This window comes from Bacillus sp. G1(2015b), assembly GCF_001482475.1.
GTDB lineage: Bacteria > Bacillota > Bacilli > Bacillales > Bacillaceae > Bacillus > Bacillus safensis.
The window spans coordinates 260,141-286,324 of the sequence record NZ_LKIC01000026.1 but is presented as its reverse complement, the minus strand read 5'-3'; the positions used below and the strand labels follow the sequence as shown (position 1 = coordinate 286,324).

The following is a 26,184-nucleotide window of genomic DNA, read 5'->3' as shown; positions in this document are numbered from 1 at the left end:
TTCAGGTCACCTCCCATATTTTTGTTTTAATATACTGCGGAGATCCCAGCAGGTAGACTGCTCGGGAAGTGCATGAATAAAGGCACTTTTCTCTTCTGCTGCCAGCTGATAATGAATCGACTGTTCTGTGATGTAATTTGTATCTAATATTTCTTCAAAGGGATAAAACGGATAAAAATGATTTAATCGAAAAAAGAAGCGGGCATCCCCTATTCGATAAAAATGCGGACTCTCGTCCCAGTAGGACCCAAATTCATCATGAATTTTTGATAAGATGGATGCACGATGCACGACAGAGCAATGATCTATGGCGCAGGGAGCATTCCATTGCACTGTTTGCGCCGGCCGAATCATTTCCTTCACTGGCTCTTTTTTGCTATTTAAATAGATAACTTTAGAACTAGAATAGACAATATCTTTATCTGGATGGGCATCTAGATAATGAGTGAGCTTCTCTAAACGGTCCGGGGCATAGACATTGTCATCAGTGGCATAGGAAATATACTCACCCTTTGCCAGTTCTAATGCTTGATTAATCAGCACGGCATAGCGAGTTTTCGCTGTTCTCTCTTCCAATGTTTTGACACCGCTTTGGATAAAGTGAACGCGGGGATCTTTGCGAAACGGTTCAATAGCAGCAAGGGTTTTTTCGTTTGATCCATCATCCATGATAAAAAGTTCAAAGTCTGACAGCGTCTGCTGCAGGACCGCTTCAATCGATCTGCCGACGTAAGCCGCCTTGTTGTAGCTCGTCATAATGACAGTTACTTTTGTCAAAATTATCACCTCGGTCTCTTTCAAACTATGTTTATCATATGTGTCTCCTCTTAAAGAGACTGTAGAGTGACCTATTTTTTATAAAATTGTATTTTTTTATTGATCTTTCTTTGAAAAACGTGAACTTTTTGGTAATATAAGTAATCATTTATGTGTATTAAAGGAGTAAAGAACATTGGAAGCTATGAAGAATGATCACTCCCAAGAAGAGGAAGTAAAAGGATTTTTTCGATTTTTTAAAATTTTCGTCGCGACAAAAACGATTATTCGCTCATATCGACATTCCAATATACCAATTTGGCTGATGATGCTCCTTGCAAGTATCGCCGGTACGGGCTGGATCTACGAAGGGTATTTTAGCGAGTATATGGGCAATCATATTCCATTCCCTTTTATTCTGTTACAAGGAGCGGGATATGGTATTTTGGCAGGCAATATGATTCTATTTTTCGGTGCCCTCATCATCAAATGGTTAGGGCGTCTCTTTTTCGGCTGTCAAACAGAGTATCGAGATATACTAAAGGCCTGCACACTGACGGTCTTTTTCCCTTCTGCTTTATTTGCACTTACTTGGATTTCCACTGTTGGGATGCTCGGTCCGTATACGTTTGTTAAAATCACACCATATTTAGATCAGCATTATGAAGTATGGTATTATATCGATCTTTTAACTCTTACGGATGTATATGCAAAGACGTGGATATTTGGAATGGCTGTTTTAGGCATTGTCGCTGTGATGAAGCTCAGATTATGGCAAGCCTTCATCATTGTGATCACACCGCTCGCCGCGTTTTTTCTCATCGTGACACTTTTATTTGATGTCCAGCACGCTGTAAACTGGATCATGTAAAAAGGACGAGTACCGATAGAAGGCGAAGGTTTGTCTACACACTGAGGAATTGCGCAGCAGTTCCTTTTTTTCGTTCAATGTACATATTCTCCCCTCCTGTCTCATAGTGTGAAAGAGAGAAAGAATGCTATGGAAACAACAGGCGCCTAAACGCCTTCTGTTTAGAACACCATGAGGAAAGAGGAGGAACGTTATGAAATTGAAAAATCAATTTGGGCAAGGTTCGGGTTTCGAAGGTCAAGATTTCCGCCAGCAACAATATGGAGCAAATCCGTATCCTGCGCAGCAGATGGGTTATTCAGTCCCTCCCCAAACGCAGGGTCAAATGCAAGGACAAATGCAGCAGGGGTTTTCACCAATGCCGTCTACCGGCACTTCACAAGGAGGCCAAGGAACGCAAGGCGGCGGTCAGCCATATCAAATTCCTTCTGGACCGATTTATCAGCAAAATGTCACCGGACAGCTGCCTATTGAGCAGTCCTATATTGAAAATATTTTACGATTGAACCGCGGCAAGGTAGCCACGATTTATATGACGTTTGAGGCGAGTAAAGAATGGAATTCGAAGATTTTTAGAGGCGTCATTGAAGCTGCAGGACGTGACCACATTATCATTAGTGATAACAAAACAGGAACACGATACTTACTATTAACAATCTATCTTGATTACATTACGTTTGATGGAGAAATTCAGTACGACTATCCATATTCAATGTCAACATATTCTCCGAGATAACGACATACATGGCAAAAGCAAGGCTCAGGTGCCCTTGCTTTTTTCTTTTGTCTAGGTTTTTGTCACACCTCTGGGGCGCGGCTCATAAGATGCCTAGTAGTTTTTATCAAAAGCCTAGAGGTGACATCAATGACTGTTGAACTGGATTATACATCACCAAATGTGAAATTTTCATACGATCTGAATCAAAGCCCCCTTGTGAAATACGATCAGCATAACCTGATTAATGTGTTAGGAAAAAAACAATTAAACTCATTGGATCAAGTGTCCCTGCTGGATATATATTTGAGTAAAAGCAAAGTCGTAGAGCCTCATTATCATCAAAATGCCGCAGAGCTTGTTTATTGTATAGCCGGTTCTGCTGCCGTATCGATGCTGAATCCATTTACAAAAAAACTGCACACCTACACCATTACACCTGGACAGGTGGCAAACGTGCCTCAAGGCTGGTGGCACTATGAAGTCGCTCTCCAAGACAGAACTCATTTGTTAGCCATTTTTAACGCATCTACACCTGAAGTGATCCTAGGCTCAGACCTTCTCACCCTCACCCCTTCTCACATCATGGCCCATACTTATTGCATGAACGAAACACAATGGAAGCAGGCGACAAAGCCTGTGAAACCAAGCGTGTTTATCGGACCATTTTGCCACCGGGAGGAGGAGTCTCAAACGCACCCTGTCCCTCCTTCTCATTACGTCCCTTATTATCAAGCACCACCCAATTATACTCCTTACTGGAGTTAAGAAAAAAACCGATGCCCCTATGAGAGCATCGGTTTTTTACCTTATAAATTTTTTGCTGCTGCAATGACAAGCATGATCCAAGAGGCGATAAATGCTACTCCGCCAATTGGGGTAATGGCACCTAGAATCTTCACCTGAGTCAATGCCAGCACATAAAGGCTTCCTGAGAAGAAAAGGATGCCTGCAAGCATCACCCAGCCAGCGGCAGGAACCAAGGAGACACCTGACAGCTTATCTGCAAGAAAAGCGATAACAAATAAGCCAATGGCATGGAACATCTGATATTGAACACCTTTATTCCATATTTCTATATATTTTTCAGGGATTTTCCCTTCTAGACCGTGCGCACCGAAGGCTCCAAGGCCTACAGCAAGCATGGCGTTAATGGCACCTAAAATGAAAAATAGTTTCATTCGTCATTCTCCTTATCTCGTCAATTATGTTTATCATAGCGCGGGTGAAGGGCGACATTCAACTTTCCCTTTACGTTGACACGAGATTGTCGGATTTCTTTTTCTTTCGTAACAAGACCTGATCGACAACAATCGCAATGAGCGTGCCTAGAACAAGACCGTTGCTTAATAATGAAATGAGCACAGGATGCATTCCTTTCAAAGCCCCCTGAGGCACAAACATCGCCCCTACTCCTGCTAAAACGGCAATCCCAAGAACAAAGCGAATCCGCGGAATTTCTTCTTTCTCATATTGATCAAACTCCGACATCGCAATCCCAATCATGGAAGAGAAGACCACAAAGTTTACAGCAAGCCCCACAGGTGATGGCAATGCAGAGAAAAAGCTCATGAGCAGTGGAAACAAACTAATGAGAACAACAAGCAGACTTCCTATGAAAAAAGGCTTTCTCGAAGGAATTTTGGTTGTCTGGATAAATCCTGCTGCCCCCGAAATAGGTACAGGCGCAATCGCACCGATCAGCCCGCTTAGTAAATGACCAAATGCTGCGACAAAACCGGCAGGACGTGCTCTCTTCCGCTCACGCAGTTCACCAAATGCCTTCACTGAGCTTTCCACAATTCGGATACTTGCCAGCATGTTCACAATGAGTAAAATCGTTATAAAAAAGGACGTGACAAGCAATCCACTGTCAAAGACCGGCATACCGAATGGAAACAGCTTCGGAAACTCGATGATTTGCTCTGGAATTCGAACTGGCTTCGCCAATCCGAGTAGAGCGAATAACAGCCATCCGCCTGCAAGTGCGAATAACACAGAAAACTGCCTCAAGTAATGCCATTTTGAGCGGCTGATCATGAAGGTGAGGATAATAATCAAGATCGATAAGCAAAAGACAAGCCCGTCTACTTGATTTCCTCGATACCCGATGCCCATCAGCCCTTTCATGATTGGCTGACTTAGCTGCACAACAAGCAGCAGCAGGTAAATGCCTGTGACGACTGGCGTAAATAAAGACGCGAGCCAATTGATGATTTTAAATAGACTAAAAATAAAAAAGAAAATAGCACTAAAAATTAAAGCCCCTTGTAATGCTTGCAAGGTTTCAGGATACGTCGCAAAGATTGTTCCTGTCATGCCGGCATAAAGGGTATACACACCCCACCAAAGCCCTGCTGGACTTTCATTAATCGGCAGCATATGGCCGCATAAACACTGCACCATCGCCACAAGACCAAGTGAAAAGAAAGTACTTTGAATCAGCTCTGCCGATTGTACTTGGTTCAATTCAAATGCTTGTGCAATCGCAATTGGTACGGCAATAGAAGCTGCGATAAAAAATGCCATCCACTGAATGGCGCCCAAAAATAGTTTCAAACCGATCACCTTCCCTTTGTCGTGACAAGACCATTAAAAATCAAAAATAGAGTCGCCGTTCCCGTCCTTCTCTTTTTGACCCTCATCATTTTGCTGAAATTTCTTCGCGCCACTTGTGCCCATGAGTTTCTCCAGCATGGCTTGATCTGAAGACACAGATGGCGCTGATGGTGTATGTATCGATGGAGGTGGTGAGATGACTGGCGACTGCGGCATTTGCACCTGTGATGGTGCGTCGAGAATGACATCACATAGTGAAGAAATGGCCGCCACTTGACGTTTCACCTCTTCATCATTTCCACTTTGTTTTGCTTTTTGAACCGCTTCCTCCATTTTTTGAAGCAGGCTTGATATATGAATATTCAAGGGTAGACCCTCCAATCTAAAAAAATCTCTTTTCAACATTATTTTACCAAATGAACAAACCAAATGGGTTCATTTTTTCAAAGCAGTGCGCTCACGCCTCTCTTAATTGACCCGTCACCTTTATTCACACATAATAAAAGAAACAAAATCGTCTATGAAAGGATTAAATCATGAACAAGCTCACCGCTCTATTTCAGAAACAAAAAGTCTTTCAGAAGCCGGCAGTTAAAGAACGCATCCGCATTCTTCAAGACTTAAAAGCAGCAATCAAACAGTATGAGAAGGATATTTTACAGGCCTTAGCCCATGATTTACATAAATCCGAACAGGAAGCCTATACAACGGAGATCGGGATGGTGTATGAAGAAATCAATCATACCATCAAGCACCTTCACAAATGGGCGAAGCCAACACGCGCGAAAACACCGCTGACTCATATCGGATCGAAAAGCATGATCATCAAGGAGCCCTATGGAAGTGTGCTCATCATTGCTCCTTGGAACTATCCTTTCCAATTGGCCCTTTCTCCATTAGTCGGCGCGATTTCTGCGGGAAATGCCGTGATTTTAAAACCGTCTGAGCTGACCCCGGCAGTCTCACAAGTGATCAGCACTATCATGAAACGTGTATTTCAAGAAGACCATGCGGCTGTCGTAGAGGGCGGTGTCGATGTCAGTACAGAGCTGCTGAAGCTGCCCTTTGATTATATCTTCTTTACTGGAAGTGTGGCAGTCGGCAAAGTCGTCATGGAAGCCGCCGCAAAGCATTTGACCCCTGTCACACTTGAGCTTGGCGGAAAAAGCCCCTGCATCGTCATGCCTGATGCTGACATCAAGCTAGCAGCGAAGCGGATCACCTTTGGAAAATTCACCAATGCAGGGCAAACCTGCATTGCACCAGACTATTTGCTCGTTCATGAATCCATCAAAGAGGAACTTTTGCTAGAAATGACGGCCTGTATCCGTGACTTTTATGGTGAACATCCCGAAACGCATCCGCACTTCGGAAAAAATGTCAGTCAGCGTCATTTTGACAGGCTTTCACAATTTCTCTCAAATGGAACGATCGTCACAGGTGGACAGCGCAATGAACACGAGCTTAAAATCGCTCCGACCATTTTAGACGACATCACTTGGGAGGATCCCGTCATGCAGGAGGAAATTTTCGGGCCGATCCTGCCTGTCATGACCTTTGATTCTCTGCATGAGGCAGCGCATATGATCAAAGCAAGGCCAAAGCCGCTGGCGCTTTACTTATTTACAACAAATAAAGACACAGAATCGTATATTCTAGAAAACCTCTCATTTGGCGGAGGATGTATCAATGACACGCTTATGCATGTCGCTACACCTTACCTGCCATTCGGAGGCGTCGGCGAAAGCGGCATGGGACGATATCACGGGAAGGAAAGCTTCTTTACTTTTACGCATGAAAAAAGCGTCCTGCGTCAAACGAACCGCTTCGATTTTTCCTTCCGTTATCCAAATGCGAAAAACGGACTCGACTTGGTCCGCAAATTTTTAAAATAAACAGGACGAAGGGGCTCTCCCCTCGTCCTATTTTCATTCAATATCCTTGATACACCAATTGATTTCTTCGAATCCCATTTGCTTTAAATACGTGTTTACCTTTGAAAACGGCCGGCTGCCAAAAAAGCCGTTTCTTGCAGAAAAAGGACTTGGATGAGGTGACTCAATGATGTAATGCTTGTTTTGATCAATGCGTTCTTTCTTATTTTGAGCATGTCTTCCCCATAACACAAAAACGACGGGCTGATCACGTTCATTCAGCACATCAATCACGCGGTCTGTCACACGTTCCCAGCCCTTGCCTTTATGCGAATTCGCCTCTCCCTTCCTCACAGTCAGCACAGTGTTTAAGAGCAGCACACCCTGCTCTGCCCAGCTAACAAGTGAGCCGTGGTTTGGAACAGGGCAGCCAAGATCATCCTTTAGCTCTTGAAAAATATTTCTCAAAGATGGCGGGTGTTTGACGCCCGGCTGAACAGAAAAGCTTAATCCATGTGCCTGCCCTGGGCCATGATAAGGGTCTTGTCCTAAAATCACCACTTTGACCTTTTCATATGACGTCAAATGAAGGGCACGATACACGTCATCTGGTTTTGGAAAAACGGTCTGCGTGCGATATTCTTCCTTCATCCATTCTCGTAATTCCTGATAATATGGCTGTTCAAATTCACTTTTCATCACAGCCCACCAGCTATCATTTAAAAATGGCTTCATTGTGGTTTTCCTCCTTCTACTTGCTGCGCTAGTCTGGAGATCATCGGTTTTCCATCCCACACAATCTCACTCTCTGATTCTCGCTTTTTCATCGCTGGTTCTTCTAATAATATAGCAAAGTTCGCTGTTGGCAGGTCGCCTAAATCATGCTTTTCACTTAAATCATCTAGGTAGTTCTTCCTTGTTTCACCAAGATCACTAGACTGATTTCCACCGCCGTCAAAAAACGCATAGATCACGCTGGCAGCCGGTACTCGTTTGACTCGGGCATGCTGTGATACACGCAAAAAGAAGTCCCAGTCCCAATAATGATGCATCGCTGGATCAAAATAGCCAATCTCATCATGTATAGAGCGTTTGTACATACTGCCGGAAGGAACATATGTAGAAAAGACACGCATATCCTCAATGTCCGCTGTATAAGCAAACAAACGTCTCGACAGTGGGAAGCGGGTCGCGCCTTTTTCTTCAAACGACACAATTTCTGCATCAGAAAAGACAAAATCGGCATCTTCCAACGCCTTGCTCATGCGTTCGATATGACAAGGTGTGAAGTAATCATCGTCGTCACTCAGCATGATGACGTCGCCTGTCAGCTCCCGCACCCCCACATTTCTGGCATTCACATGCTGAACATTCTCATCTAAATGAATCAAACGGATCGGAAGCTCAGGGTAAAGTTCCTGTATGATGTCGACTCGCTCTCCTGCATCATTGACGACGACAATTTCAAAAGGCTGTACGGTTTGTCTTGTAATGGATTCAAGCAGCTCACACAGTGCACTGAGCCGGTTATGTGTCACAATTAATAAGGAAATCTTCATATGCAGCTTACTCCTTTAATAGATTCGTCTTTTTCCATTAAAACATAAATTGGCTTTCTTCTCATGATATAAAAGGCGGTTTGATTTGATGAAAAAATGGGAATTTTTGATGAAAAGGAGTGATGATCATGGAATATATCACGGTTGAGAATAGTAAAGAAGCGAAACAGGCCATCGACCACTTTCATTCATCGGGTTCAACAAAGGACGCTGTATTTGTTTTTGCGTACGACCCAGAACGCTCTGATACCGTAACGGAGTATACAGACGCCAAAAGCATGACTGCGGTCGATCAAGGGATTTTGGATCAAGTCGCCAATGTCATTCGCACCCGGGATGATGAACTGATGGCCAAAATGATGTCAGTTGGCGCCGATCAAAAGTTAGCTTTAACCCTTTTAGACGAACTGAAAAAAGGGAAATTGGTGATTTGTAAAAGGTAAGAAAGAAAGGCGTTCCGAAGAGAGGAACGCTTTTTTATGCCGTTTCATTGTGATAAATGGAAAAGCTGATTATAATAAGGGATAGAACAATAACTGTTACACATCACATTGGAGGTTCAGCAACTATGTCTATGAATAAAGCACTCACCATCGCAGGTTCGGATTCAAGCGGCGGTGCAGGTATCCAAGCAGATTTAAAAACGTTTCAAGAAAAAAACGTCTACGGGATGACAGCTTTAACCGTTGTCGTTGCAATGGACCCTCATAATCATTGGGATCATCAGGTGTTTCCAATTGATACGGCGACGATTCGCGCGCAGCTCTCTACCATTGTTGAAGGCATTGGTGTAGATGCTCTGAAAACAGGTATGCTCCCAACCGTCGACGTGATCGAGCTTGCAGCTGACACCATCAAAACATACGACCTAAAAAATGTCGTCATTGATCCTGTTATGGTTTGTAAGGGTGCGAACGAAGTCCTTTACCCAGAGCACGCGGAAGCATTGCGCGAAAAGCTCACGCCACTGGCAACCGTTATTACACCTAACCTTTTCGAAGCAGGTCAATTAAGCGGAATCGGCGAGATCAAAACGATTGAACAAATGGAAGAAGCAGCAAAACGCATTCACGAACTTGGTGCAAAATATGTGGTCATCACTGGAGGCGGTAAGCTAAGCGAGGACAAAGCCATCGATTTGCTTTATGATGGACAAACCTTCGAACGCCTTGAAACAGATAAAATCGACACAGAATACACACACGGCGCAGGCTGCACATTCTCAGCAGCAGTCACAGCTGAACTAGCGAATGGATCAGACGTGAAAGAAGCCATTTATGCAGCAAAAGAATTCATCACTGCTGCCATCAAAGGCTCTTTCCAGCTAAACGAATACATCGGACCAACAAAGCATTCTGCTCATCGTTTTGACAAATAAAACAGAAAAAAACCGATTCGCCGTTTAGGTGAATCGGTTTTTTGTTTATCGAAAGCTGCGTCTCTGTGCAAACAGCCAATCGGTTAAGCCTGGCGTCTCATAAGCAGGCGTCCATGATGCATGATCATATCCATACTTGCTTGCGTACTCCGTATAAAGCGGATTTCCGCCTGCTTTTTGAATAGCTTGAATTGTATTTCTCGCATAGCTGATAGGGATAATGGAATCATCTTCTGCATGAAATGCCCATATCGGCTTGTGTGCTAAAATTCCTGCCTTGCTTGGATCTGCACCCCCCGCAATAGGAATCATCGCTGCAAACAAACGAGGATATGTGATGTTCAACTGGTACGTGCCAAATCCACCTTGTGATAAACCCGTCGCATAAATCCTTTTCTGATCAATCTGATAAGAAGTTAACACATGCTGAAGGACATCATAAGCTTTGTGTAAATCCGGTGAAAATTGAAACACGTTTGTCAGATCGATTTCATTTTGCAAATTTCTTGTTAATGCAAAGCCTCCATCCACAGCATTTCGCGCCTGAGGGGCTAATACGTACGAAGGATGTTTCTTTTGGACTTCAGGGGAAGCCCATAAAACTGCACCATCATTCGCAAGTAACTGCTTTTGATTGTCTGTTCCCCTCTCACCGCCTCCATGTAAGAACAGGACGAGAGGATAGGCTTTACCCCTCTTACGATTTTTTGGAATATACAGCCGATAAGGCATTCCTTTGTATTCGAAAGATAAAAAAGATGATGCAATGTCCTCTCGTGTGACAAACCGATAATTGTATGTAGACGTGGAAAGGCGGTGGTTTTTCTTGTAAACGCTTACTTTTAAAGTCGTATCTTTTTCGATATGTATGGGCTTTTTGTACAACTGACTTTGAGTTGTCGGCTGGCTGCCATCTGTTGTGTAATAAAGAGAAGCTTTTTGAACGTGAGAATGCAGTGCTACCTCTTGTGAACGATAATATTGACCAGACGGGACTGAAGCAGTTGATGCAGCATACGACGTATGATTTCGGGCAGAAGAAATGGAAGGAAAAAGAAAACTCATAGAAAATAGGACAATCATAAAGGTGATCAGGCATTTCTTGGTTGTATGGTTCATATCGTTCCTCCTGTACATGCTCAGATGAATTTTTATTTATTATTTATCATGACAATAAAAATGTCAACGCTTTCATTTAAATTTCTGAATAATCTGACCGAAACAAAAAAGCATACCCGCAGCCGAGTACACTCTTTTATCCATACTTGAATGCCTATTTTTGCTGATCGGACTCTTTCGCCATTTTTCGAATAAAGGCCTCGATGGATTCAACAAATAAAGCATATTCTTTCATTTGTTTATACGTATCTGACAGCTTCTCTTTCACTTCTTCCTGCTCTAAAGAAGGTTCACCGAGAATAGATTGAACTTGAATGAGCAATTCTTTATATTCTTCACGTTTATCTTCAACATGATCTGCCATTGTCTCCAAGCGTTTTCTAGTCGTCGGCTGCTGTTTTGAATTCAAGTAAACAACCCCTTTTTTGTCCTACCGCATTTGGATAAACGTCAGCCTCAGCTGTATATATTTTAAAATGATACCATAATTCCACCTGTTATCATATATGTAAAACGTCATCAAACCGCTTTAGGCCAACCTTGTATATACACGATATAGACCTTAAGATACAGGCTGATTTCACTAGAAAAAAGCAGACCATTGATCTGCTCAGATTGTAGACAAATTATTTTTCAAGCCGGATTTCCCCTATTTCCTTCTGACTCTTGAAGGCAGTTCTTTTTTGCTCAAATTTCATAGCTAATACTAATATGAAAGCTATTATTAAAATAATACTTAAGAAAATCAAACCGGCTTGCATTTTTCCTGTAGCATCTTTTAACCATCCAACTGCATAAGGGCCAACAAAACCTCCTAGACTTCCAATTGAATTAATGACTGCAATTCCAACAGCTACTGTGGCTGGACTCAATATCATAGTGGGTAATGACCAAAAAGGACCTTTAAAACAATACATGGCTGCCAATGATATGGTGATGAAAATCATTGCAATAAATGGATTGGATACCATTCCTACACTGAGTAACGTTAAACCAGCTACGAGTAACGGTAAAGCTGTGTGCATACGTCTTTCACCAGTGCGATCTGAGCGTCTTGACCAGTAATTCATGACGATTGAAGCAATAATGTAAGGGATTGTAGCAATGAAGCCGATCTGGGTGTTTGATAAATAGCCAGATAATCCTTTAATAATTTGGGGCATCCAATATCCAACGCCCAGTGTACCTGCAGTATATACAAAGTAAATTAAGGCGAGGTACCACAGTTTAGGATCAGTCAAGGCCGTCTTATGACTAGTTGTTTGTTGGCCTTTCTTTTCTCGTAGCTCCTCGTCCTTTCTTAATTCTGAAATCAACCAATTTTTTTCTTCGGCTGTTAGCCACTTTGCTTGTTCTGGCCGGTCTGTTAAGTAGAAATATGTAACAAACCCTAAAATAACAGCAGGGGCGCCTTCGATAATAAACATCCAACGCCATCCAGGCACATTCATCCAATGAATATGATCAATAATTAAAGTAGAAACGGGAGCCCCTATAATATAAGAAACGGCGATTGCTGTCATAAACATCGCAATTGTACTTGCTCTTTCTTTAGCTCGGAACCAATAAGTAAGGTATAGAATAATACCTGGAAATAGACCTGCCTCTGCTATTCCAAGAAGGAATCTAATGATATAGAGCTGGGTAGCATTCTGAGCAAACCCAGTTGCCATAGAAATAATTCCCCAAGTAAAGAGTATCCTAGTAATCCAAACTCTTGCCCCAAATTTTTGCATTAAAATATTACTTGGTACTTCAAAGAGAAAATAACCAATAAAAAAAATACCTGTCACAAGACCAAACATTTTACTTGTTAGTCCTAGTGCTTCATTCATTTCCAATGCAGCATATCCCACATTTGCCCTGTCTAGATAAGAAATAATATAGAGTAAAAATAGTAACGGGATAATTCTTCGTGTCACCTTTCGAATCGTCTTCTTTTCGAAATTCAATTGAGAATTTTCCAATCAAATTCCTCCTTTTAAAAAGAAATTTTGACAACGCTTACATTTATCTAAAAAATAAAGAGATACTCTTACGCTTCTGTAAGATGTCTAAGAGTATCTCCATTTACCCTTCTGTTGTTTCCTCAAGACAGCGAACAAAATGAAATATATCTGTCAAAAATGTTTATTTCCAACTAGAAACGCTCTCAATATCTGGTATACCGTTAAATATTAAGTGTTTCGGTTGATAATTAATGTTACCTAACACGGTTTCTCCATCTACATCAGGAAAAGCAGTCTCAGTAGAAGTAGAATCCAGAACCACAAGGTTATTTGGAGTAAAAGTAAAATCGTCAATTCCTAACAATTTAGGAGCTGTTACCAGAACGGTTCTAAAAGCTTCATCTAGAGACAGTCCACCTACAATCATTTTAGAAATGATGTAGCTCATGTTATAAACAGGGTATTTTCTCCATGACGCGCTTGTTAAATCTGAACTGATCGTATCTGGTTTAATTCCCTCAGCTAAGCATTTATAAAAAACATTCCAATTAAAGTGTTTTCTACCGTGACCGATATCTAATACTATCCCTCTTTCTACTGCATCTAGAAATTCTTTTTTTACCTTCCCGGCAGTATTTAACACGTTTCCATCCCTTCCTTGAAATGGATGAGTGAGAATGTCCCCTTTATTAAAATATTGTGTTACCTCTTCAATATCTAGTTTAGTTTCAGTTAAATGAACCATCATTCGTAAATCAGTTCGATCGGCTGCTTCTCTTGCTAAGCGTAATAAAGACCGGTCAGTCGTTATATCCACCTGACCTAAGCGAATCTTAATTCCTAATAAACGATCATCAGCTAAAGATGCAACTTCAACTATTCGATCCAACGAAATACTTTCTGGCTTGGTTGGGTTAGGGTTGGGATGATTGGTTAGCCCTTCTGGTAAGGCTGATAACCAAGAACGAACTGTTAATGGGCTCTTTTCCCAATAACGATTTGCTTCCTCCCATCCGTCATAGCCAAAAGTACCTGCGTCCCCAACTGTCGTTACTCCTGAGGAGAGATATTGTTTATCTGTCACACCAATCTCCGCTCCAGGTGCCCATAAATGACAATGAAAATCGACTAGTCCTGGTACAATTATGCTAGATTCAGATAAATGAATCTCCCTATCATCCTCATGAGTAACTGTTATTCTTGTAGACTTATTTGGAATGAATCCCTTTTCTGACCAAATAGAACCGCCTTTAAAATTCCATACTCCCATGCAAATACACCCCTTAACTTCATATTGATATAATAGATTCGTTTATTTAATTATTGACAATAGCATCTTCTTTACATGCCTTGATAACATCCAACCACTGTGCTAAATCACTGACCAACATACACTTCTCTTCTTTTTGGATAGTGGAACAATCAACTAAGTGGTTCATTTCCATACACAAACAAATAAGACAGCGCTTTCAAAAATAAAATGAATGACGCAACCCCTATCCCCAAAGGATTATCACGCACCTCAAAAAAATTTTTATGATTTATCCTATGTAATAAAAATTACTATTTTTTATATAAGAGTAATGTTTATTACCAATAATTTAAATGTATGTTATCACTCATGCTTAATAAAGTAAACCTTTTTTATAAAGAACAGCAGATAAAGTAAAACGAACAGTGAAGCAAATGGGAAACGATCGTTTTCCGGAAAATATAATGGAATTGATGGCGAGGGATATATAGACGTTGTGATTACCATTGGTCCAAAAGCAAAAAAACAATGAAAATAAAAATTCCACTTATGACAGTGGAATAAAATGAGGATGCGGTATTGGGGTACCCAATTTTCCGCACCTCGCTTATCTGATAGAGAAATGTATTCTACTTGCACCTTTCTATCAATCGTGCAGACGGCTCTGAATCTCCCTTTTTTATATGACGTGCTGTTTTTGGTTACTTTTAATTTCACATCATATTAATCATCACATGTAGGGTTCGGATCAACGACCTACTTCTTTTTGTAAATGCCATGTCTTCAATGTCAGCTTTGTTTCATTTCTTCCACTGATGGAGATTGATTTATTTCCCGGGGAAGGAAAGTAACGTGCAGTAAAAACTTCTCGGCCTCCGTTTACAAAAATCTCAATCGACGATGCATCAATAAAGATATGCAGGTCGTGTAATTCCTCTATGACCGCTTCACGAACTTCCTTTGATCGATCTTCAAATCGATCCCGTTCTAATGTCAGCTTCCCTTCCTCTTTATCATAGATGATCCGTGCAGCTGCACGGATACAGCATTCAAACCCTTTCTGTGTGTCAATTTGATCAATGAATACCTCTGCGCTAGTAATATCATCTACAGGGATAGAATGAACAGAACGTTTAATATGAAAAACATACTCTTGTTCATTGGTCCGCATGGATTGAAGTTCACTTACTGGTTTTTGAATGAGATGTCCGTCATCATCTAAACGGAGCTCTCTCGGGATCGTGAGGCAGTGTATCCATTGATAAGAAATCGTCGGATGATGCTCTTCTCCTTGATCAGGCACCCCCATCCACCCGATTAAAAGACGTCTGCCTGATTCGTCTAGAAAGGTTTGCTGCGCGTAGAAGTCAAAGCCGCGATCCAGCTCCTCAAACGCTCCATGCGTATATTGATAAGTATGATCATCCAATCTCCCAACAAAATAACCTGATTGATGGGTATTGTGATATTTTAAACCATCCGGCTTGAGCCCTTGCGGTGACACAATCAATACATCCCGGCCGCCTAATTCAAACAGGTCTGGACATTCCCACATATAGCCGAAATTGTCTAAACCATTCTTTCCACTGCCTGCAATCGTGCCTTGAAACGTCCACTTCTCTAATGTATCAGAGGTAAACAAAACAAGGTGTCCTTTCAGGTCTAAGCTTTGTGCACCAAGAACCATGTACCACTGACCATTCCTCTTCCATACCTTTGGATCTCTAAAATGGGCAGTGAAACCTTCCGGCAGCGTTGCCACGACACCTTTTTTCTGAAAGTGAATGCCATCCTCTGAAACAGCTAAACATTGATACGTCTCACGGTTCCCTTGTTCATCCCGAACGTTTCCAGTGTACATCACGTACATCTGCCCATCGTCTATAAATGCACTGCCAGAATAACAGCCGTTTTGATCAAACCAATCACTTGGGGCAAGAGCGGCTTCTTCGTGATGCCAATTCACTAGATCTGTCGACGTATAATGACCCCAGAATTTTGCACCATGTCCCGTTTTGAATGGCTGCCACTGATAAAAAACGTGATAAATTCCTTTCCACTGAATCAGCCCATTCGGATCATTTAAAAGACCGACTGGCGGCATTAAATGAAATTGCTGCCGGTACACATCCTTTTTAACCAAATGCTCATAGTTTCGAATACGTTCTGCTATCTTTTGACGAAGTGCTGCGTCAGTTGTTGTCATGACTGTGACCACCCCTTGATTATTTTTCGACTTCTTTTACTTTAAAAATGATGGTGAGAATAAATGAAACAGCAACAGCGATTAACATACCAATCACATAATTGACCACATTTTGAACACCGAATGGTGCTGCAATCGCAATCATCGGAATGCCTGTTAAACCATAAGCATTGGCGGCTACCTTCGTGAAAACGACAAATGCCCCGCCCAATGCGCCCCCGATCATCGCCGCAATAAATGGTTTACGGTAGCGAAGGTTTACACCGAATATAACAGGCTCGGTAATTCCTAAAAAAGCAGAGAAGGCAGCAGGAAGGGCAATTTCTTTTGTTTTTGCACGCTTGGCTAAGAAAAAGACAGCCAATCCTGCCCCGCCTTGCGCGACATTGGACATTGCCCAAATTGGCAGCAAATAGTTACGTCCAATATCATTCAGCAATCCTGCCTCAATCGCATGGAAGCTATGGTGAACCCCTGTGAGCACAATTAAAGAGTATGCACCGCCGAAAATGAGTCCTGCTAAGAACCCTGCATGGTCATAAATAAACGTCAGCGCATTCGAAATTCCTGTACCAAGCATTCTTCCAAGCGGGCCAACTGCAATAAACGTCACAAATCCAGTTACAATCACCGTCACAAATGGGGTCACAAGTAAATCAATACTGTTCGGAACGACCTTTCTTAAATTCTTCTCAACAAGACACATGATATATACGGTCAATAACACTGGAATAACCGTCCCTTGGTAACCAAGAAGAGCAATATCAACATTGAATAAATGCATATATTCTGGTTTTGCTTCCGTCAAACCCCACGGATTAAGCAGATTCGGGTGAATCATAATTCCCCCAATGACGGCTCCTAAATACGGATTTCCGCCAAACTCTTTCGCTGCACTGACCCCAATTAAAATCGGCAAAATGATAAAGGCTGCACTTGAGAACATATCAAGCATTTGGAAGACCGCAGAGCTTGGGTCAGCCCATTTGAAGGCTTTCATCATTCCTAAGAGACCCATTAATAAACCGCTTGCCACAATTGCTGGAATGATCGGTACAAAAATATTCGATAACGTCTTTGCAAAACGCGCAAGTGGATTCATTTTTTGTTTCACTGCTTCATCATGGCTGACAGGCTTTTGTTTCTCGTCGCCTGTCTCGAGACCAGTCTCACGAGCAAATGGTTCATACACTTTGTTGACAGATCCAGTTCCAAAAATCACCTGAAATTGCCCTGAACTTGAGAAAGCCCCCTTCACTCCTTCAAGTTCTTCAATAGCCTCTTTGTCAATCAAATCCTCATTTTTCACCACCAATCTGAGTCTTGTTGCACAATGTGTGGCACTGATGACATTTTCCTTGCCGCCTAACAGACTTGTTAATTCTTTGGCTGTTTTTTGATAATCCATGATGTCTCCTCCTTTTTTAAAGCAAAAAAGACCTAAAATTCACCAACGAGCAAAGGACATACACGTCCCCTCGTTACGCAAATTTTAGGTCTTGCCTGCCTGACAGTCACAATCCCGCGATATCAAATTTTGATGACGCTTTCATCATAGTATAAGACTGTGACATGCGTCAACCTCTTTTTTCAAATCCAATGACCCATATACACTAATAAGAGTAGTGTGCATAAAAAAAAGCCTGCATGCAGGCACGATCATTTTAAACCAATTCGGCTTCCTGCAGACGCTGGACATGCAGCGTGATGTAGCCGATCTCCGATTCAGGGAGATGAAGTCCATATTCATCTTTTAACAAATCAGCGAGTCCAAGTGCACACTGGTAAGCCGTATCATACTTTGTTTGGATAAAAATCAGCATGTCATCGTCCATGATTTGAAATGCCTCATTCGATTCCAACCTGCCTAATGCATACCTCAAATGTGTCACAAGCCGCTGATAGGAAATACTATCCTCATCAATTGAATGCTGAAAATAGCTTTCAATATGCTCGATCATTTCTTTGATCATCGTTGTATATTTTACGGTCTTTTTCATGGACTCCGTATTCATTTTGGCCGTATGAATATGAAGTGCCACATATCCTGCCTCATCGTCCGGCAGTTCGACCCCAAGCCGCTCCTTTACATAACGAATGGCATACTTTCCAATCTCATATTCCTGCTTATATAAGACTTTGATCTCACCAAGCAATTTATTATATAACACAATGCCTTTTTGAAGGCGTTCAATGGCGAAGGACAAATGATCAGTCAGTGATATGTGGATGTGATCACTGAGCGGCATCATGAGTTTACCTTCTGCATAACTGATGATATGCTCTGCCACTTCAATATGCGCTTCTGGCAATGTGGCAAGAATTTGTTTGAATTTCTCATTTTCTTCACGCACAACAAAGATTTTCTCTATTTTTTGAAGAGGAACGACGTCATTTTTCCCCTTCTGAAAAGCAATTCCGGGACCCATCACAATTTTCTCCTGATCGCCCTCCTTTACAACCACTGCGTTGTTATTCAATATTTTATATATCTTCAAGGGGTATCCTCTCCCAGCAGATAACATTTCTTATGTGGGATTTTACCCTGTTTCACTTTTTCTGTAAAGGTAAGAGCGGACCAGCACGCGCCTCTCGCATCGTCTTCTCTTCAAGCATCATCAGACTTTGAGTCATCCGCTTCTCTGTCCTGCGTTTCTTCTTATGTTCTTCTGCCAGCTTTTCCAGCTCTCTCTCTTTCACTACTTGAAAAAATCCGGCATCCGCCGCGGCCGCCTGAAACCCTTGCTGCTTCATCATCACACTAGGGTTCACAAGCACATTCATCATGAAACCAAACCATACGCTCAACCAGCTTTTTAATTTCTTCACTGAACATCCCTCCGCTTTTCTTAGAATCTAGCAACTCTATCAAAACAACTGCTCCTATCATATCCCGAGAAAAAAGAGAGGTTTGTCACAATCTGGGTGAAAAAACAAACTAGTTTTCAGAAGTTTTGTTGAAAAGTGCAGAAGATCATCATGTGCCTAGATGTTTCATTGAAAATTTTATGCACACGCTATCCCAAAGATAAGCACACCTTATCAACAGGGTTTATCCACATATCAACACCCTCTCACTAGATTTTGTGTATGTAAATTTTTTATTTTCCATATATGTATCTTAATAATCGAGTTATCAACAGACATTTGTGAATAAGTGCGACTTTATAAACAAAATAGTTCTTTGTAACTATGTAAAATAAGACCATTTTAGTAAAGGAATTGTTTTCAACATATTGAATACTTAATAACGGGCAGTGAATCTTTCCTATTTATCCACAAAAAGAAAGGCTATCTCCCTAAAAACACAGCTAGAAAGGGGAAAATTAATGAAAAAGGTCATATCTCGTTCTTCTGTTCTATTGTTCTCCACTATTTTTATTTTATCCACATTCTTTACCGGTCAACAGGCTGCTGCTGCTCCATCTAACAAAAAGGTGGAACTAGAAAAAGCAGAAATCTTCGGTGAAATCAATGTCAACTCGAAAAAACAAACCACTGTCATTGTTGAATTAAAGGAAAAATCCTTAGTTGAAGCTAAGCAAGACGGCGAAGCACAAACAAAAGCCTCCCTCAAAAAATCTCGAACAAAAGTAAAGAACGCAGCACTCAAAGAGGTAGATAAAGCGAGTGTTCGTCAAGAATATGAAAAAGTCTTCTCTGGTTTCTCTATGAAACTTCCTGCAAACGAAATCCCGAAGCTGCTCGCAGTTGATGGAGTAAAAGCTGTTTATCCGGATGTTACATATAAAACCGATGAAGTGAAAAAGGAAAGCATCCAGCTTCCAAACGAAGATGTCTCCCCGCTTATGGATAAGAGCGCTCCATTTATCGGTGCACCAAAAGCATGGGATGCCGGCTATTCTGGAAAAGGGGTCAAAGTCGCAGTCATTGATACTGGAGTAGACTATACCCACCCTGATTTAAAAGGAAACTTCGGTTTATACAAAGGCTATGATTTTGTTGATAATGATTATTCTCCGCAAGAGACACCTAAAGGAGATCCTAGAGGTGAATCCACAGATCACGGCACACACGTCGCAGGAACGATCGCGGCAAATGGACAAATTAAAGGTGTCGCAAAGGATGCCACACTTCTTGCATACCGTGTACTTGGACCAGGTGGATCTGGAACAACTGAGAACGTTCTTGCAGGCATCGACCGGGCGGTTACTGACGGAGCAGATGTCATGAACCTCTCTCTTGGAAACAGTGTCAATAACCCTGATTATGCAACGAGCATCGCTCTCGATTGGGCCATGTCTGAAGACGTTGTCGCTGTTACATCCAATGGAAACAGCGGTCCGAACAACTGGACAGTCGGTTCACCTGGCACATCAAGAGATGCCATTTCTGTCGGAGCAACTCAGCTTCCGTACAGCCTTTACAATGTGAAATTCCCGAACTATTCCACTGCAAAAGTCATGGGCTACTACCAAGAGAGTGATTTAAAAGCGCTTGACCAAAAACAAGTCACACTCGTCCAAGCTGGAATCGGTGACGAAAAGGCCTTTGAAGACATCGATGTTAAAGGAAAGGTGGCCGTGATTGAACGTGGTGCCATTGCTTTTGTGGATAAAGTCGACAATGCAAAAGCAGCTGGTGCAATCGGCGTTGTGATGTATAACAATACCGATGGAGAAATCCCAGTCGATGTACCAGGTCTCGCACTTCCTACAATTAAGCTGTCAAAAGCTGAAGGAACAGCGCTTGTGAAAGCCATTGAGGCTGGAAACAATACAACGGCTTTCTCCATTCAATTTGTCAAAGAACTTAGTGAGCAAGTCGCTGACTTCTCGTCCCGCGGACCTGTTGTGGATACGTGGATGATTAAGCCTGATCTATCAGCACCCGGCGTCAGCATTGTGAGTACGATCCCAACGCATGATCCTTCTCAGCCTTACGGATACGGTTCTAAGCAAGGAACAAGTATGGCATCTCCACATGTGGCAGGAGTTGCAGCGATCATCAAACAAGCAAAACCATCGTACTCAACTGGACAAATCAAAGCATTACTGATGAATACAGCAGAAAAACTGTTTGACGCAAATGGCAGCCCATTCCCTCATAACACACAAGGAACAGGCAGCGTTCGAATCATGGAATCACTTCAAGCGTCTTCTATCGTTTCTGATGCGAGCTATTCTTACGGCACTTTCTTAAAGGAAAAAGGCGTTCAAATCAAAACGAAGAAATTCAAGGTAGAAAACCTTTCAAAAGCACCGAAAACGTATACCATTGATTACAAATTCAATGGCAGCGGCATTAGTACAAACGGAACGAAAAAAATCACCGTCAAAGGGAATTCCACTGGATCCTTTACTTCCGCAGTGCAGGTGAATTACGGAAAAACCAAAAAAGGGACGTACCAAGGCAGCATAACCATTCGCGAAAATGGCAGAAAGGTCACGGAAATCCCTACTTTATTGATTGTGAAAGAGCCAGATTATCCGCGCGTCACTTCTGTTTCCGTAGAGCCTGACAACCGTGCTGGAAGCTATGTCATCAGCAGCTACCTGCCTGGCGGTGCTGAGAACCTTGCATTCCTTGTCTACTCGACAGATGGAGAGTATTTAGGTGAAGCTGGTGTTTATCAACATGTTGATAAAGGAGAGCATCGCGTAAAATGGAATGGTACGATCAATCAAGGCCAGAAGCTTGAAGCTGGTGAGTATACAATGCTTGCGTATGCAAGTTTGAAAGGAAAATCAGATACCGTACAAACGAAGGAACCTTTCGAAATTTACCCTGAATAAATGTGAATCACAAGAAAAGCCTTGTATGAGCGGATAAGCTCATCAAGGCTTTTCGATCATATATGGAGGAAAGAGAAACTCATGTTGATATGGCTATGGATCTTTTCTTTTTTTACTGCTTTTTTTCTGACGATCACCTTGGTTTATTTACTAACTTTTTTACATACGAAGCAGCCTCGTCCTTTTCATCAAGCATGCGAGCTGACTGTTTATGCTTCCTGTATCTACCCGCTCAGCCTGCTGGTGTCAGCCGCCTTCTTCCTCACTCTGATGCTGCTTTTCCCCTTTTACTGGCTGCGTGGACGATAAATATACATACGTTATGCATCAAAGGCTTCTTTTAATAAACGATACGATGTGAGCCGGTCTTGCATGTGATGTGTGATGGTCACAGCAATCAATTCATCTGTCCGATAAGCCTTGGCGAGAGTGGTCAGCTGCTTTTTCACAGATGCTGGTGTTCCAACAACCATCCTTTGACGATTGGCAGCCACTCGTTTTTGTTCATATGGACTGTAAGAATACGCCTGTGCCTCTTCAAATGAAGGAAAACCCTCAAGCTTCAGCCCCTGTTCATTGGCAAGTAAAGATAAATCTAAGCTGACAGCCAGTTTTTCTGCCTGCTCCTCTGTTTCAGCACATAAAACAAAGACTGCCAGACTGACACGCGGCTTATCACCGAATACTGAAGGTTCAAACCGATTGATATATTGCTCTACAGAATCTTCTCCGCCTTCACCATTAATAAAAAGAGCAAACGTGTAGCCTGCACCTGCTTTCGCCGCAAGCCTTGCACTCCCTCCAGAGGAACCGAGCATCCAAACTTCTGGCGCGGTCTCGACCTTCGGAGAAGCAGTCAAATGAGGCAGCGGGTAAAATTCATCCGCTAGATCGTGTAAATACACCTTCAACTCTTCTACTTGCTCAGGATATTGATCACCTAAACGCTTTCGCTCCCCATGATGAAGGGCAATAGATGAAATGGGCATACCACCAGGGGCACGTCCAATCCCAAGATCAATTCTGCCAGGAGCCAGCGCTTCGAGAACCCTGAAGTTCTCTGCTACTTTATAGGCGCTATAGTGGGGAAGCATGACGCCGCCCGAGCCAATGCGTATATGCGACGTAACGGCTGATAAATGGCCGAGAAGCACCTCTGGACTTGATCCTGCAAGCCGATTTGAAAAATGATGCTCTGATACCCAAAAACGGTGATAACCCCACTTTTCCGCCTGCTTCGCCAGTTCAACCGTCTGCTTCAAAGCCTCAGCAGGCGTAGCACCTCCTATCAAAGGAGATTGATCCAGTATACTTAATTTCATCATGCTGCACCTCTTACAGAAATCCCCCTCTCTCAAGCGAAAGGGGATGTCTTATTTATTTTCGATTAAAGCCCTTCTCTTTCACAAATTCTCCAAGGAAGGCACGCTTTGGCTGGCTAAAGCCTCGCAGCATCTGCTCAGACCAAGTATCTTTTCTCTCGCCGTTTGTTCTTGCTTCATAATATGCGGAAATACGATCGTCGTATTCTTTTAAATAACGATCCACATGCGCTTCATCTTGCTGATATGAATTTTCATGATATATGAGTTCAACTGGCAGCCGTTCCTTTTGAGACGACTGATTAGCTGGATGGCCAACAGCCAGACCGAATAACGGCAGCACATAAGATGGTGTTTCAAGCACTTCAGAGACTTCTCTCAGCTGGTTACGCAGTCCCCCAATATAGCAGATTCCAAGTCCCATTGATTCTGCAGCAACACTGACATTTTGTGCAGCCAATGCCGCATCAATGACGCTAATGAGAAAGGCTTCTGTATTCTCAAGCGCCTCCTGATGATTCTTCCCTGCTTTTTTTGCAATATGATCATGGCGTTTCAAGTCTGCACAGAAGACAAAGAAATGCCCATTCTTCTCAACGTAAGGCTGACTCCCAGCCAGTTCAGCAAGCTTGGCCTTCTTCTCCTGATCTGTTACACCAATAATACTATACGCCTGTACGTAGCTTGATGTTGAAGCAGCCTGTGCACTTTTGATCAGTGTCAGCACCTCTTCTTCTGTCAAACGCTCGTCTGTAAACGAACGAATGGATCGATGATTTAATATGGTTTCTATCGTTTTGTTCAACTCGAAGACCTCCTTGACTTCTTCTATCATAAAACAAAGACATAGGGCTTTTCAAAAATTAAAACTCGCAATAAAAAAAGACAGCCTATACTTAGACTGCCCTTACCCGTTTTATTTAAATAAATAACTTTGATATTTCGTCAATTGAACGCTTGCGTTATAGGCGATCCCGAATCCAATGAGAACGGACAAGACAGAGCTTCCTCCAAAGCTGATAAATAAGAGCGGAATCCCTGTTACAGGCATCACGCCTATATTCATTCCAATGTTCTGGAACGTATGGATCACAATCAAGGCTGTATATCCGACGCAGAAGAATGACGCAAATCGGCTATAAGGATGTATTCGGTCAATCAGTACGACAAGCCGGTAGATCAAGAAGAAGTACATGATCACGACAAACGCACAGCCGATAAAGCCAAAGGCTTCACCTATAATGGAGAAAATCATATCCGTTTGTGCTTCTGGGACATAGACCTTTAAGTTTTTAATACCATTTCCAAAAATCTGCCCTGCACCAATGGCCATAATCGCCTGCTCTACTTGATATTTATCAGATCCAGATGCATCCTGCGTCTGTGCTTGGTTGGCTGTCGAAGAACTATCAGGCAGCCAAGCGGTAATCCGGTTGATCTGGTACTGCTGAATGCCTATTGTTTTCGCAAAATCAGGGAATAAGATAATCACGGCTAAAACAGAGGCAACTAAAAGTACAACCACTGAGCCAATGAGAGAGATCAGTTTCCAATTGACCCCTGATAAAAATACCATCACCACAACAATAAACATACAAACAGCCGCAGTCCCTGCATCCTGCAAGAAGATCAGTCCAACTGGTACAGCCGCCACCCCGGCAATTTTTAATAGAAGGAAAATATCATCCTCTAATGTACGCTTTCCTCTAGGTGTAGACTTTCCAATGACAGATGCGAGCATCATAATCAAACCAATTTTCATGAACTCTGAAGGCTGAAATGTCCCTATTCCTGGCAACACAAACCAGCTTTTTGCACCATTTTTGATTGGAGCAAAATCATGACCCCCGATTTGTGCAGGAGCGACTTTAAGAAGAATTAACAGCATAATGCCGCCTATAAATATATATAAGCTCAGTTTCTCTAATTGCTCTAAGTCAAAATAATTAATAGCAACAATACATATAACTCCGACCATATAGTATATGATCTGCCTCGTCCATGCATTAGATCCATACTGCCCAAATTGACCCGCAGCATAAATCGCAATGACACTGATGGCAAAGAAGGCTAAAAATATAAAAATCAAATCTCCTTGATAGTAAGGAGATGTATTCTGCTTGTTCATGAACTAACCACCCTTATTACAAAACATAAAAGCCCTTATTTATATTAGATTGAAATTTTCACAAAATCAACTCACCTTAAATATGACGGAAGATACATCCGAAAGGTTCCATTCAATTTTCAAAAAATGAAATACTTTTCATCCTAACAATAGGAAAAAATTCCTCTATACACTTTTCATTCAACCGATCTCAAGTCCTTTAAAAAGTTTATTTTACAGATTTTAAGGGGAAAATTCAATGACCTATGTGGCGATATGACAAGTAAACATCAGATGAGATAGCTGCACTGAGGAATGAGGAATAAAACCATTTTGTATGGAATAAGGCCCATTTTCCAATTATTACGTTTACTTCAAAGTCAATTGTGGTATAATACCTGTAACAAAATGTTCACAATATCTCCTAAAAACAGACACAATTGCATCCTGACCTCTCATTTGATTTGAACATCAACTTACAAAGGAGTTGGATACGATGGATATGTTCTTTGCGTACCTATGTATTGCAACGGCTACACCCCTGTTTTTATGGCTGGAAAACAGAAAGATTGCATTAGCATCTATTCCACCCATTATGATTATGTGGATTTTCTTCGGTCTTTACATGACAAGCAGTTTATCTCCAGCAGGACATACCTTCATGATCGCATTCTTTGCCATTAACGTGATTTTGGCTCACATTGCAGCGTTCCTCATCTACGGACTTCCATTCATTCGCAAAAGATTCAGCAGCAGATAGA

The 26,184-nt window shown here is 42.0% G+C and carries 25 protein-coding genes; 8 read left to right on the top strand and 17 right to left on the bottom strand.

Going from position 1 to position 26,184, the window contains the following annotated elements; translation table 11 throughout:
- Positions 1 to 6: 6 nt before the first annotated feature.
- A complete protein-coding gene (locus AMR95_RS12965; RefSeq protein ID WP_058838495.1) occupies positions 7 to 777 on the bottom strand; it encodes a glycosyltransferase family 2 protein in 771 nt (256 codons plus the stop codon).
- Positions 778 to 961: 184 nt separating this feature from the next.
- Here AMR95_RS12965 and AMR95_RS12960 point away from each other — a divergent pair, with 184 nt between their 5' ends.
- The 3 genes from AMR95_RS12960 to AMR95_RS12950 all read left to right on the top strand — a co-directional run bounded on the left by AMR95_RS12960 (position 962) and on the right by AMR95_RS12950 (position 3,110).
- Complete coding sequence (locus tag AMR95_RS12960) at positions 962 to 1,627, top strand: YIP1 family protein (RefSeq protein ID WP_231746892.1); 666 nt, start codon at positions 962 to 964, stop codon at positions 1,625 to 1,627.
- A gap of 193 nt (positions 1,628 to 1,820) precedes the next feature.
- On the top strand, positions 1,821 to 2,363 hold the full coding sequence (gerQ, locus tag AMR95_RS12955) for a spore coat protein GerQ (RefSeq protein WP_034660388.1): 543 nt from the start codon (positions 1,821 to 1,823) through the stop codon (positions 2,361 to 2,363).
- Between the two features lie 129 nt (positions 2,364 to 2,492).
- Complete coding sequence (locus AMR95_RS12950; protein WP_039182316.1) at positions 2,493 to 3,110, top strand: cupin domain-containing protein; 618 nt, start codon at positions 2,493 to 2,495, stop codon at positions 3,108 to 3,110.
- Positions 3,111 to 3,151: 41 nt separating this feature from the next.
- Here the strand turns inward: AMR95_RS12950 and AMR95_RS12945 are convergent, their stop codons facing one another.
- From AMR95_RS12945 to AMR95_RS12935, 3 genes are all read right to left on the bottom strand, one after another.
- Complete coding sequence (locus tag AMR95_RS12945; protein ID WP_058838493.1) at positions 3,152 to 3,523, bottom strand: DUF423 domain-containing protein; 372 nt, start codon at positions 3,521 to 3,523, stop codon at positions 3,152 to 3,154.
- 70 nt (positions 3,524 to 3,593) lie between these two features.
- Complete coding sequence (locus AMR95_RS12940; RefSeq protein ID WP_041087711.1) at positions 3,594 to 4,901, bottom strand: purine/pyrimidine permease; 1,308 nt, start codon at positions 4,899 to 4,901, stop codon at positions 3,594 to 3,596.
- Positions 4,902 to 4,934: 33 nt separating this feature from the next.
- On the bottom strand, positions 4,935 to 5,267 hold the full coding sequence (locus AMR95_RS12935; protein WP_058838492.1) for a YwdI family protein: 333 nt from the start codon (positions 5,265 to 5,267) through the stop codon (positions 4,935 to 4,937).
- Positions 5,268 to 5,437: 170 nt separating this feature from the next.
- Between AMR95_RS12935 and AMR95_RS12930 the strand changes: the two genes are divergently transcribed.
- Positions 5,438 to 6,796 (top strand): aldehyde dehydrogenase, encoded by a 1,359-nt coding sequence (locus tag AMR95_RS12930; protein ID WP_058838491.1) that lies wholly within the window; start codon positions 5,438 to 5,440, stop codon positions 6,794 to 6,796.
- Between the two features lie 33 nt (positions 6,797 to 6,829).
- On the opposite strand, the gene AMR95_RS12925 is transcribed toward AMR95_RS12930, so the two are convergent.
- A complete protein-coding gene (locus tag AMR95_RS12925; RefSeq protein WP_039182328.1) occupies positions 6,830 to 7,510 on the bottom strand; it encodes a uracil-DNA glycosylase in 681 nt (226 codons plus the stop codon).
- Complete coding sequence (locus AMR95_RS12920) at positions 7,507 to 8,334, bottom strand: glycosyltransferase family 2 protein (RefSeq protein WP_041087706.1); 828 nt, start codon at positions 8,332 to 8,334, stop codon at positions 7,507 to 7,509. Before AMR95_RS12920 ends, AMR95_RS12925 begins: the two co-directional genes overlap by 4 nt.
- Before the next feature lie 128 nt (positions 8,335 to 8,462).
- Here AMR95_RS12920 and AMR95_RS12915 point away from each other — a divergent pair, with 128 nt between their 5' ends.
- Positions 8,463 to 8,777, top strand: coding sequence for a general stress protein (locus AMR95_RS12915; RefSeq protein ID WP_058838490.1), 315 nt, complete (start codon positions 8,463 to 8,465; stop codon positions 8,775 to 8,777).
- A gap of 125 nt (positions 8,778 to 8,902) precedes the next feature.
- The gene (locus AMR95_RS12910; RefSeq protein WP_024426411.1) at positions 8,903 to 9,712 is read left to right on the top strand and encodes a bifunctional hydroxymethylpyrimidine kinase/phosphomethylpyrimidine kinase; all 810 of its coding nucleotides are present in this window, start codon (positions 8,903 to 8,905) and stop codon (positions 9,710 to 9,712) included.
- 45 nt (positions 9,713 to 9,757) lie between these two features.
- On the opposite strand, the gene AMR95_RS12905 is transcribed toward AMR95_RS12910, so the two are convergent.
- The 8 genes from AMR95_RS12905 to AMR95_RS12870 form a co-directional block, all read right to left on the bottom strand.
- Positions 9,758 to 10,831: a chitobiase/beta-hexosaminidase C-terminal domain-containing protein gene (locus AMR95_RS12905; RefSeq protein ID WP_058838489.1), complete on the bottom strand. Its 1,074-nt coding sequence runs from the start codon at positions 10,829 to 10,831 to the stop codon at positions 9,758 to 9,760.
- A 154-nt stretch (positions 10,832 to 10,985) separates the two neighbouring features.
- Positions 10,986 to 11,240: a hypothetical protein gene (locus AMR95_RS12900; protein ID WP_024423823.1), complete on the bottom strand. Its 255-nt coding sequence runs from the start codon at positions 11,238 to 11,240 to the stop codon at positions 10,986 to 10,988.
- A gap of 217 nt (positions 11,241 to 11,457) precedes the next feature.
- The gene (locus tag AMR95_RS12895) at positions 11,458 to 12,798 is read right to left on the bottom strand and encodes an MFS transporter (RefSeq protein WP_058838488.1); all 1,341 of its coding nucleotides are present in this window, start codon (positions 12,796 to 12,798) and stop codon (positions 11,458 to 11,460) included.
- Between the two features lie 163 nt (positions 12,799 to 12,961).
- Positions 12,962 to 14,050: an amidohydrolase family protein gene (locus AMR95_RS12890; protein WP_058838487.1), complete on the bottom strand. Its 1,089-nt coding sequence runs from the start codon at positions 14,048 to 14,050 to the stop codon at positions 12,962 to 12,964.
- 730 nt (positions 14,051 to 14,780) lie between these two features.
- Positions 14,781 to 16,238: a sucrose-6-phosphate hydrolase gene (locus AMR95_RS12885; protein WP_058838486.1), complete on the bottom strand. Its 1,458-nt coding sequence runs from the start codon at positions 16,236 to 16,238 to the stop codon at positions 14,781 to 14,783.
- Between the two features lie 19 nt (positions 16,239 to 16,257).
- Positions 16,258 to 17,646, bottom strand: coding sequence for a sucrose-specific PTS transporter subunit IIBC (locus AMR95_RS12880; protein WP_039182351.1), 1,389 nt, complete (start codon positions 17,644 to 17,646; stop codon positions 16,258 to 16,260).
- Between the two features lie 256 nt (positions 17,647 to 17,902).
- Entirely contained in the window at positions 17,903 to 18,736 is an 834-nt protein-coding gene (locus AMR95_RS12875; RefSeq protein ID WP_058838485.1) for a PRD domain-containing protein, read from the bottom strand.
- Between the two features lie 52 nt (positions 18,737 to 18,788).
- Positions 18,789 to 19,067 (bottom strand): hypothetical protein, encoded by a 279-nt coding sequence (locus tag AMR95_RS12870; protein ID WP_058838484.1) that lies wholly within the window; start codon positions 19,065 to 19,067, stop codon positions 18,789 to 18,791.
- Between the two features lie 500 nt (positions 19,068 to 19,567).
- On the opposite strand from AMR95_RS12870, the gene AMR95_RS12865 reads away from it, so the two are divergent.
- Positions 19,568 to 21,994 (top strand): S8 family peptidase, encoded by a 2,427-nt coding sequence (locus tag AMR95_RS12865; protein ID WP_058838483.1) that lies wholly within the window; start codon positions 19,568 to 19,570, stop codon positions 21,992 to 21,994.
- 320 nt (positions 21,995 to 22,314) lie between these two features.
- Here the strand turns inward: AMR95_RS12865 and AMR95_RS12860 are convergent, their stop codons facing one another.
- The 3 genes from AMR95_RS12860 to AMR95_RS12850 all read right to left on the bottom strand — a co-directional run bounded on the left by AMR95_RS12860 (position 22,315) and on the right by AMR95_RS12850 (position 25,444).
- The gene (locus tag AMR95_RS12860) at positions 22,315 to 23,319 is read right to left on the bottom strand and encodes an LLM class flavin-dependent oxidoreductase (RefSeq protein WP_058838482.1); all 1,005 of its coding nucleotides are present in this window, start codon (positions 23,317 to 23,319) and stop codon (positions 22,315 to 22,317) included.
- 52 nt (positions 23,320 to 23,371) lie between these two features.
- Entirely contained in the window at positions 23,372 to 24,121 is a 750-nt protein-coding gene (nfsA, locus tag AMR95_RS12855) for an oxygen-insensitive NADPH nitroreductase (RefSeq protein ID WP_058838481.1), read from the bottom strand.
- A gap of 111 nt (positions 24,122 to 24,232) precedes the next feature.
- Positions 24,233 to 25,444: an FtsW/RodA/SpoVE family cell cycle protein gene (locus AMR95_RS12850; RefSeq protein WP_058838480.1), complete on the bottom strand. Its 1,212-nt coding sequence runs from the start codon at positions 25,442 to 25,444 to the stop codon at positions 24,233 to 24,235.
- 475 nt (positions 25,445 to 25,919) lie between these two features.
- Here AMR95_RS12850 and AMR95_RS12845 point away from each other — a divergent pair, with 475 nt between their 5' ends.
- A complete protein-coding gene (locus tag AMR95_RS12845) occupies positions 25,920 to 26,183 on the top strand; it encodes a spore morphogenesis/germination protein YwcE (protein ID WP_008345491.1) in 264 nt (87 codons plus the stop codon).
- The last annotated feature ends 1 nt before the right edge of the window (position 26,184 follow it).

Coding starts and splice junctions, on each gene's coding strand:
- AMR95_RS12960 (WP_231746892.1), top strand. CDS start 962: ATGAAGAATGATCACTCCCAAGAAGAGGAAGTAAAAGGATTTTTTCGA.
- gerQ (WP_034660388.1), top strand. CDS start 1,821: ATGAAATTGAAAAATCAATTTGGGCAAGGTTCGGGTTTCGAAGGTCAA.
- AMR95_RS12950 (WP_039182316.1), top strand. CDS start 2,493: ATGACTGTTGAACTGGATTATACATCACCAAATGTGAAATTTTCATAC.
- AMR95_RS12945 (WP_058838493.1), bottom strand. CDS start 3,523: ATGAAACTATTTTTCATTTTAGGTGCCATTAACGCCATGCTTGCTGTA.
- AMR95_RS12930 (WP_058838491.1), top strand. CDS start 5,438: ATGAACAAGCTCACCGCTCTATTTCAGAAACAAAAAGTCTTTCAGAAG.
- AMR95_RS12925 (WP_039182328.1), bottom strand. CDS start 7,510: ATGAAGCCATTTTTAAATGATAGCTGGTGGGCTGTGATGAAAAGTGAA.
- AMR95_RS12920 (WP_041087706.1), bottom strand. CDS start 8,334: ATGAAGATTTCCTTATTAATTGTGACACATAACCGGCTCAGTGCACTG.
- AMR95_RS12915 (WP_058838490.1), top strand. CDS start 8,463: ATGGAATATATCACGGTTGAGAATAGTAAAGAAGCGAAACAGGCCATC.
- AMR95_RS12910 (WP_024426411.1), top strand. CDS start 8,903: ATGTCTATGAATAAAGCACTCACCATCGCAGGTTCGGATTCAAGCGGC.
- AMR95_RS12905 (WP_058838489.1), bottom strand. CDS start 10,831: ATGAACCATACAACCAAGAAATGCCTGATCACCTTTATGATTGTCCTA.
- AMR95_RS12890 (WP_058838487.1), bottom strand. CDS start 14,050: ATGGGAGTATGGAATTTTAAAGGCGGTTCTATTTGGTCAGAAAAGGGA.
- AMR95_RS12885 (WP_058838486.1), bottom strand. CDS start 16,238: ATGACAACAACTGACGCAGCACTTCGTCAAAAGATAGCAGAACGTATT.
- AMR95_RS12880 (WP_039182351.1), bottom strand. CDS start 17,646: ATGGATTATCAAAAAACAGCCAAAGAATTAACAAGTCTGTTAGGCGGC.
- AMR95_RS12865 (WP_058838483.1), top strand. CDS start 19,568: ATGAAAAAGGTCATATCTCGTTCTTCTGTTCTATTGTTCTCCACTATT.
- AMR95_RS12860 (WP_058838482.1), bottom strand. CDS start 23,319: ATGATGAAATTAAGTATACTGGATCAATCTCCTTTGATAGGAGGTGCT.
- AMR95_RS12850 (WP_058838480.1), bottom strand. CDS start 25,444: ATGAACAAGCAGAATACATCTCCTTACTATCAAGGAGATTTGATTTTT.
- AMR95_RS12845 (WP_008345491.1), top strand. CDS start 25,920: ATGGATATGTTCTTTGCGTACCTATGTATTGCAACGGCTACACCCCTG.